This window comes from Nocardia sp. NPDC004604, from assembly GCF_040609795.1.
GTDB lineage: Bacteria > Actinomycetota > Actinomycetes > Mycobacteriales > Mycobacteriaceae > Nocardia.
Window position 1 is genome coordinate 1 of the sequence record NZ_JBEXLC010000250.1, and the last position, 7,322, is coordinate 7,322.

At 65.9% G+C, this 7,322-nt stretch carries 5 protein-coding genes; 4 read left to right on the plus strand and 1 reads right to left on the minus strand.

Annotated features, from left to right (window positions below):
* Positions 1 to 346 precede the first annotated feature (346 nt).
* Entirely contained in the window at positions 347 to 1,309 is a 963-nt protein-coding gene (locus ABZW16_RS42220) for an acyl-ACP desaturase (protein WP_354961786.1), read from the plus strand.
* A gap of 122 nt (positions 1,310 to 1,431) precedes the next feature.
* On the opposite strand, the gene ABZW16_RS42225 is transcribed toward ABZW16_RS42220, so the two are convergent.
* Complete coding sequence (locus tag ABZW16_RS42225; protein ID WP_354961783.1) at positions 1,432 to 2,085, minus strand: hypothetical protein; 654 nt, start codon at positions 2,083 to 2,085, stop codon at positions 1,432 to 1,434.
* Between the two features lie 231 nt (positions 2,086 to 2,316).
* On the opposite strand from ABZW16_RS42225, the gene ABZW16_RS42230 reads away from it, so the two are divergent.
* From ABZW16_RS42230 to ABZW16_RS42240, 3 genes are all read left to right on the plus strand, one after another.
* Positions 2,317 to 3,183, plus strand: a complete 867-nt coding sequence (locus tag ABZW16_RS42230; protein WP_354961784.1) for an SDR family oxidoreductase — start codon at positions 2,317 to 2,319, stop codon at positions 3,181 to 3,183.
* A 116-nt stretch (positions 3,184 to 3,299) separates the two neighbouring features.
* Entirely contained in the window at positions 3,300 to 4,421 is a 1,122-nt protein-coding gene (gene dusB, locus ABZW16_RS42235; protein ID WP_354961787.1) for a tRNA dihydrouridine synthase DusB, read from the plus strand.
* Between the two features lie 373 nt (positions 4,422 to 4,794).
* Positions 4,795 to 7,218, plus strand: a complete 2,424-nt coding sequence (locus ABZW16_RS42240) for an LCP family protein (protein WP_354961785.1) — start codon at positions 4,795 to 4,797, stop codon at positions 7,216 to 7,218.
* Positions 7,219 to 7,322 lie beyond the last annotated feature (104 nt).

Genomic DNA, 7,322 nt, shown 5'->3' on the forward strand with positions numbered 1-7,322 from the left:
GTTGGCCGAGAACGCAGGTGGTGCGCTCGGAAGCATGCTGGACGGTCTTTTCGGGCGCAAAACGCTGAAGCTCGCCCGCGCCGACACTCCCGACTCTGTGCGATGCCCCACGCTGGGCTAACGACTCTCGGGCCATAGCGATAGACCCCTCGCGCGGACCAACCCCCTACACTCGGGATGGTTGTCGTACGCCAACGTTGGCGTATGACGTCTATCACGACGTGTTCTTTGTCGGCCGGATGCGTTTCGCATCACACCTACGGTGCCGTAAGGTATGGCCGCATCGACACGGTCTACCCAGGGGACTGACCAGCAAGAGCGCCACGCAGACATGAAGGGCTTGTATATGGCAAGGGATCTGACTCAACTCGAGCTGCTCACGGAGTTGGAGCCGGTTGCCGAAGAAAACGTCAACCGGCACCTCTCCATGGCAAAGGAATGGCATCCGCACGACTATGTCCCGTGGGATGAAGGCCGCAACTTCGCGGCACTCGGCGGCGTGGACTGGGACCCCGAGCAGTCCCGACTGAACGAGGTCGCGAAGGCGGCCATGATCACGAATCTGCTGACCGAAGACAACCTGCCCTCCTACCACCGCGAGATCGCTGAGAACTTCTCCCAGGACGGCGCTTGGGGCACCTGGGTGGGCCGCTGGACGGCCGAGGAGAACCGCCACGGCATCGTCATGCGCGACTACCTCGTTGTCACCCGTGGCGTCGATCCTGTGGCGCTCGAGGAAGCGCGCATGGTCCACATGACCAACGGCTTCGCCTCCCCCACCGAGGCCGATGCAGGCTTCCTGCATTCGGTCGCGTACGTGACCTTCCAGGAGCTGGCCACCCGGGTCAGCCACCGCAATACCGGCAGGGTCTGCGACGATCCGATCGCCGACCGCATGCTGCAGCGCGTCGCCGCCGACGAGAACCTACACATGATCTTCTACCGCAACATGTGCGGCGCGGCCCTCGACCTGTCCCCCGACCAGGCGCTCGAGGCGATCACTCTGATCCTGGAGAACTTCCAGATGCCCGGCGCGGGTATGCCCAACTTCCGCCGCAACGGCGTGCTGATGGCCAAGCACGGCATCTACGACCTGCGCCAGCACCTCGAAGAGGTGGTGCAGCCGGTGCTCAAGAAGTGGAACATCTTCGAGCGCACCGACTTCACCGCGCGCGGTGAGGCCGTCCGCGAGCGGCTCGGTCTGTTCCTGGAGAAACTGGGCCAGGACGTCATCAAGTTCGAAGAGCAGCGCGACCGCATGCTCGCCCGCGAGGCGAAGAAGCGCGAGCTGGCCGGGGTCGCCAGCTGATCTCGACCCCGCAAACGACAACGCGCCGCCGCCGGATTTCTCCGGCGGCGGCGCGTTTATATCCGGCAACGCCGATCTCGTCGGCGAGTTTTTAGGTTCAACCGCCGAAACTCGCGGCGGCCCTACTTCATCGGCAGTGCGCCGTCGACACCACCGACATCGGTGATCTTCCAGTCCGAGTTCTTATCCAGTGTGACGTTGTAGGTCACCGTTGTCTGCGCGCCCTCCGGGCTCTGCGCATTCGTCGAACTCACATTTACGAACACGTCGACTTTGTAGACACCGCCTTGTTCCGACATCACCTTTGCGGTAATCGGCGCGGCGGTGGACGTCCACTTCAACGGAACCAGAATCTGTTCGAGCTTGGGCGCGGTCGCATCGAACTTATTCGCCAGCTGCGGAACGGTATTCGCCTTCAGCTTGGCTACCCAGGACGGGATGTCCTGGTAATTGACGGTGGCCGCGCCGACCGCATATTCGCTGGCGACCTGTTCGGCCTTCTTATCCGCGGCCGCCCGATCCTTTTGCTCGGCGAGATCGCTGCGCGCCGACCACAGCAATCCGGTCAATATGCCGACTGCGATCACCAATGCGCCGATTACGGCGCCGGTGACCACGGTGGAGACGCGAATCGATACGGTTCCCGACTGCCGGTCCGACCGCTGCCCGGACGTATCGGCCTTCGTATCGGATGCCCTCGTCTCGGCAGTCTTATCCGACTCCATACCGGAGTCGCCGTCCCCGGCTGATGCGGTGCCCTCGATCCGTTCCGTCATTCGCCCTCTCCGATGAGTCTGGTGGTCACGGGCGATACCCGCGAGTAACAGGCTACTGAGGGCGTCTGAGAAGGCCCTGGCACCCTCGGCGCACCGGGAGTGCGCAGCCAGCTCGAACGCTATTCCGAATCCGCCGACGATCCGGCCGCAAACCTCGACACTGAAGGTATTGCCGCCGACGGCGCGCTGCGCCGACCGGCCACAGTCATAGGACCGTAGGAGGCCGAGGACATGTCCAGCACATCGAAGGACAACGGGACGCTCACCGGCAAGGTCGTCGCGATCACCGGAGGGGCGCGCGGTATCGGACGCGCCACCGCCGAGGCATTCCTCGCGGCAGGCGCCGCGGTCGCGATCGGCGATATCGATGTCGAACTGGTGGCGAAGACGGCGGCGGAGTTGGGTGCGGATCCGGATGCCAAGATCGTCGGTCTGCCGCTCAATGTGACCGATCGCGCCGCCTTCGCCGCATTCCTCGACACCGTGGACCGCGAACTCGGGCCATTGGACGTACTCGTCAATAATGCCGGAATCATGCCGACCGGCCTGTTTGCTGATGAGGACGAGAAGATGACCGATCGGATCATCGATATCAACCTCAACGGGGTGATCCACGGCTCCCGGCTCGCGGTCCAACGGTTCAAGGACCGCGGCAGCGGACATCTGATCAATATCGCGTCCTTGGCCGGGACACAGGGCTTTCCGGGCCTGGCCACCTACTGTGCGACCAAACACGCAGTGGTCGGGTTCACCTCGGCGCTGCACCTGGAGATGAAGGAGCACGGTGTGCACGTCGGCGCGGTGCTGCCCGGCATCGTCCGCACCGAACTATCGGCCGGTGCCAATATGCCGAACTGGATCACGCCGCTGACCACAGTGGATCCGGAGGATGTCGCGCAGGCGATCGTGCGATCGGTACGGACGAACAAGCCGCTGACCACCGTCCCGCGCAGACTCGCGGCCATTATCAAGTCGGCCCAGCTGCTGCCCTACCGCGCCCAGCTGCTCGTCGCCGAATTCACCGGCGCGACAACGGCCTATGCCCAACCCGATCCCGCCGTACGCGAGATCTACCACCGCAGACTCCGCGACCAATAGGTCGTATCGCGCCGAACCGGCGTGCGCCAGCGCATATCGGACAGCGGTGGCATCGGCGCTGCCTCGGGGCGGATGAGACACTGGTGGGCGTGACTATTACCGCTGAGGCCAAGAGCATGCTGCGGATCGGGCCGTATCCGGTCGATCCGGCGGTGGTGCTCGCGCCGATGGCGGGCATCACGAATCTGGCATTCCGCAAGCTGTGCCGGGAGTTCGGCAGCTCCACATCGATCTATGTGTGCGAGATGATCACCGCGCGCGCGGTGGTGGAGCGCAATGAGAAGACGCTGCACATGATGTCCTTCGACGAGGACGAGCATCCGCGCTCGATGCAGCTGTACGGCGTGGATCCGGCCACGCTCGGCGAGGCCGTGCGGATCATTGTCGGCGAGGGTTGGGCCGATCACATCGATCTCAATCTCGGCTGCCCGGTACCGAAGGTCACCCGGCTGGGTGGGGGCGCGGCGCTGCCGTACAAGCGCGCGCTGTTCAGCAAGATCGTCAAGGCCATGGTCTCGGGTGCCGAACCGGCCGGTGTCCCGGTGACGGTGAAGTTCCGCATCGGCATCGACGATGACCACCTGACCTACCTGGACGCCGGCCGCATCGCCGAGGCCGAGGGCGCCAAGGCCGTCGCATTGCACGCCCGCACCGCCGCACAGCGCTATTCGGGCCACGCCGACTGGACCGCGATCGCCCGACTCAAGGAAGCCGTCACCACGATCCCGGTGCTCGGCAACGGCGATATCTTTTCCGCCGCCGACGCGGTGCGCATGATCGACGAAACCGGTTGCGACGGAGTGGTTGTCGGGCGCGGCTGCCTCGGCCGCCCGTGGCTGTTCGCCGAACTGCAGGCGGCACTGCGCGGCCAAGCACTGCCCGAGGCGCCGAATCTCGGCCGGGTCGGCGAGGTGCTATACCGGCACGGCGCGCTGCTCGCCGAACATCTCGGCGAGGACAAGGCCATGCGCGATCTGCGCAAGCATATGGCCTGGTATCTGATGGGCTTCCCGGTCGGCGCCGAGCTGCGCCGCAGCTTCGCCACTGTGTCGAGTCTCACCCAATTGCAGGATCTCATCGGCGAACTCGACCCGACCGCGCCGTTCCCCCGCGATGCCGAAGGTCCGCGCGGCCGCCAGGGGTCACCGGGCAAGGTGGCGCTGCCGCACGGCTGGCTCGACGATCCGGACGATCCGGCCGTTCCGGCGGGTGCCGACCTGATGCACAGCGGCGGCTGACCCTTTCGAGCGACCTGCAAGCAATCGCTACGGGATCCTTTCGAGCGACCTGCAAGCAATCGCTACGGGATCCTTTCGACCGACCTGCAAGCAATCGCTACGGGATCCTTTCGACCGACCTGCAAGCAATCGCTACGGGATCGTCTCGTGCGAGGTGCATCGGTCACACCGGCGCGATCGGTGTGCACTCGAAATGAAATCCGATCGTCAAAAACCCTCCCACCAGCGCGCATGGAGTTCCGAAACACCTCTGCGGCCTGTTGATTTCGCACTGGGCTGGCTCGCCGTGGCGGAATCGTTATCATTGGCGGAATCGGTCATGCCGGTCGAAAGCGGCCGAAACGGCAGCAGAGACGAAAAGCGAGGTTCGTTAGTGGGTGACGATCGGCACGGGCAGTCGCCACGGCCCGGAGGTCGCGCCCCGTGGGAGCGCTATCCCACGGCGGATTACACCGACCGGGACGGCGCACGGTCGTCCCGCAGAGCCCGACATAACGATTCCGAACCCGGCTCGGCCCCGCTGACGGTTCAGGACCTGGTCCAGAAGGTCGACAACGAACGCTCCGGACGCAGGCGGCAGTCCGAGAGCGCCGCTCCGAAACCCCCGGAATCCGCCCCGTCCCGGGCCGCGGACTCCGCGCGCCAGTCCGATATGCCGCCGCGCAAATCGAGCGCCCCTGCCGGACGTCAGGCGGACGCACCACCGCGCACATCGGGCATGCCAGCCGGACGCAAAGCCGACGCACCACCCCGCACATCGGGCATGCCAGCCGGGCCGAAAGCCGACGCACCATCGCGCACATCGGGCATCCCGGCCGGGCGCAAGGCCGACGCACCGCCCCGCACATCGGGCATGCCAGCCGGACGCAAAGCCGACGCACCACCCCGCACATCGGGCATGCCAGCCGGGCCGAAAGCGGACGCACCATCACGCACGTCGGGCATCCCGGCCGGGCGCAAGGCCGACGCACCGCCCCGCACATCGAGTACCCCAGCGGCCAGCAAGGCGGACGCGCCGCCTCGCGCGTCCGGCACCACTCGCAGAGCCGGGTCCTCCGCGGTTGTCGACGACATCGCGGGTACCTCGACGGCCGCCCACCCCGCGAAGCGCCGTACCGCGACGGCGTCCGGCGAGAATGAGCCGCCCGAGGTCGTCACCGATGTCATTCCCCCGGTCGAGGACACCCCGCCCGCCAAAAAGCGCGCCAACGGCTGGCCGACCACCGATTCTGAGGCCCCCAAGACGGCCGCGGCATCGACCCGCGTCGGCCTGTCCCGGCTCGCTGCGAGTCGGCAGCGCCGCAATAAGCGGCTGCAACTGGCCGGCCGGGCCACCATGACGATCTGCGCGGTGGTCTCACTGCTGGTTACCGGCGCGGGCTGGAGCTATCTACGTTCGACCGCCAACGGCTTCACCCAGGTCTCCGCGCTCGACGACCATCCCGAGGATGTCGTCGACTCGGGCGCACAGCTCGGCGATGAGAACTACCTGCTCGTCGGCACCGACACCCGCGCCGGTGTCAACGGACAGGTGGGCGCCGGCACGCTCGACGACGCCGAGGGCGCCCGCGCCGACACTGTCATGCTGGTGAACATCCCCAAGAACCGCTCGCGCGTCGTGGTCGTCTCGTTCCCGCGCGACCTGGACGTCACCCGGCCGCAGTGCAACGGCTGGGACAACGACAAGGCCGAGTACACCAGCGAGGTGTTTCCCTCGGCCATGGGTGACAAGCTCAACGCCGTATACGCACTCGCCGGACCGAAGTGTCTGGTCAATGTGATCCGGAAGATGACCGGCCTGAGCATCGGACACTTCATCGGCATCGACTTCGCCGGTTTCGAGGCGATGGTCGACCAGGTCGGCGGCGTCGATGTCTGCACCCCCAAGCCGATCCAGGACGGCATCCTCGGCACCGTGCTGGAGAATCCGGGCCGACAGCGCATCAATGGCGCGACCGCACTCAACTACGTGCGCGCCAGGCACGTCTACGGCGAGGAACGCAGTGACTACGACCGGATCAACCGCCAGCAGCGGTTCCTGGCCTCGCTGCTGCGCGGTGCGCTGTCGAGCCGGGTGCTCTTTGATCCCGGCAAGTTGAACGGTTTCATCTCCGCGTTCACCAGCCACACCTTCGTGGACAAGGTCCAGCCCACCGATCTACTAACCTTGGGTCGTTCGCTGCAGAAGGTCGACGCCGGCGCGGTCACCTTCCTGACCATCCCGACCGCGGGCACCACCTCATACGGCAATGAGATCCCCCGCGAGTCCGATATCAAGGCGATCTTCCGCGCCGTCATCGATGACCAGCCACTGCCGGGCGAGAAGAAGTCGGCTCCGGCCCCCGGATCGATCCCGTCGGCCCAACCGGCGCCGCCGAAGCTGTTCGCGGTCGATCCGGGCACGGTGTCGCTGCTGGTCTCCAATGGTTCGGGGACGCCGGGCGTGGCCAATAAGGCGGCGACCAAACTCGGCAACCAGGGCTTCCAGATCTACAACACCGGCAATTACTCCGGCGGGAATTCCGAGGTCGCCACCAGGATCCGCTTCGGGTCCGGCCATGAGGCCGAGGCGGCCACCGTGGCCAGCTCCCTGCCCGGGGCGACCATGGAGGAAGCGAAGGATCTCGGCGGCATCGTTGAGGTCGTGATCGGCGCCGACTACGCGGGCACGGTGAAGGCTCCGACGCCGGTCGGTGATCCGATCTCGAATGTGTCGGTCACGGTATCGAGTGCGGCACCGGTCCCACTGCCCTCGGATCTGGAGCACGTCAACGCCGCCGACGACACCTGCAAGTAGGTACGGCCCCGAACTGGGGCAACACCGTCGCTAATGTTCGGCACCACCCATTAACCCTGCGTTGGTGACTAGGTCAGCAGTGGGCACTAATGTCTGATTTCATG

Bases quoted from the DNA above. Each gene is read 5' to 3' on its own strand.
- dusB (WP_354961787.1), top strand. From the start codon at position 3,300: ATGCTGCGGATCGGGCCGTATCCGGTCGATCCGGCGGTGGTGCTCGCG.
- ABZW16_RS42225 (WP_354961783.1), bottom strand. From the start codon at position 2,085: ATGACGGAACGGATCGAGGGCACCGCATCAGCCGGGGACGGCGACTCC.
- ABZW16_RS42230 (WP_354961784.1), top strand. From the start codon at position 2,317: ATGTCCAGCACATCGAAGGACAACGGGACGCTCACCGGCAAGGTCGTC.
- ABZW16_RS42220 (WP_354961786.1), top strand. From the start codon at position 347: ATGGCAAGGGATCTGACTCAACTCGAGCTGCTCACGGAGTTGGAGCCG.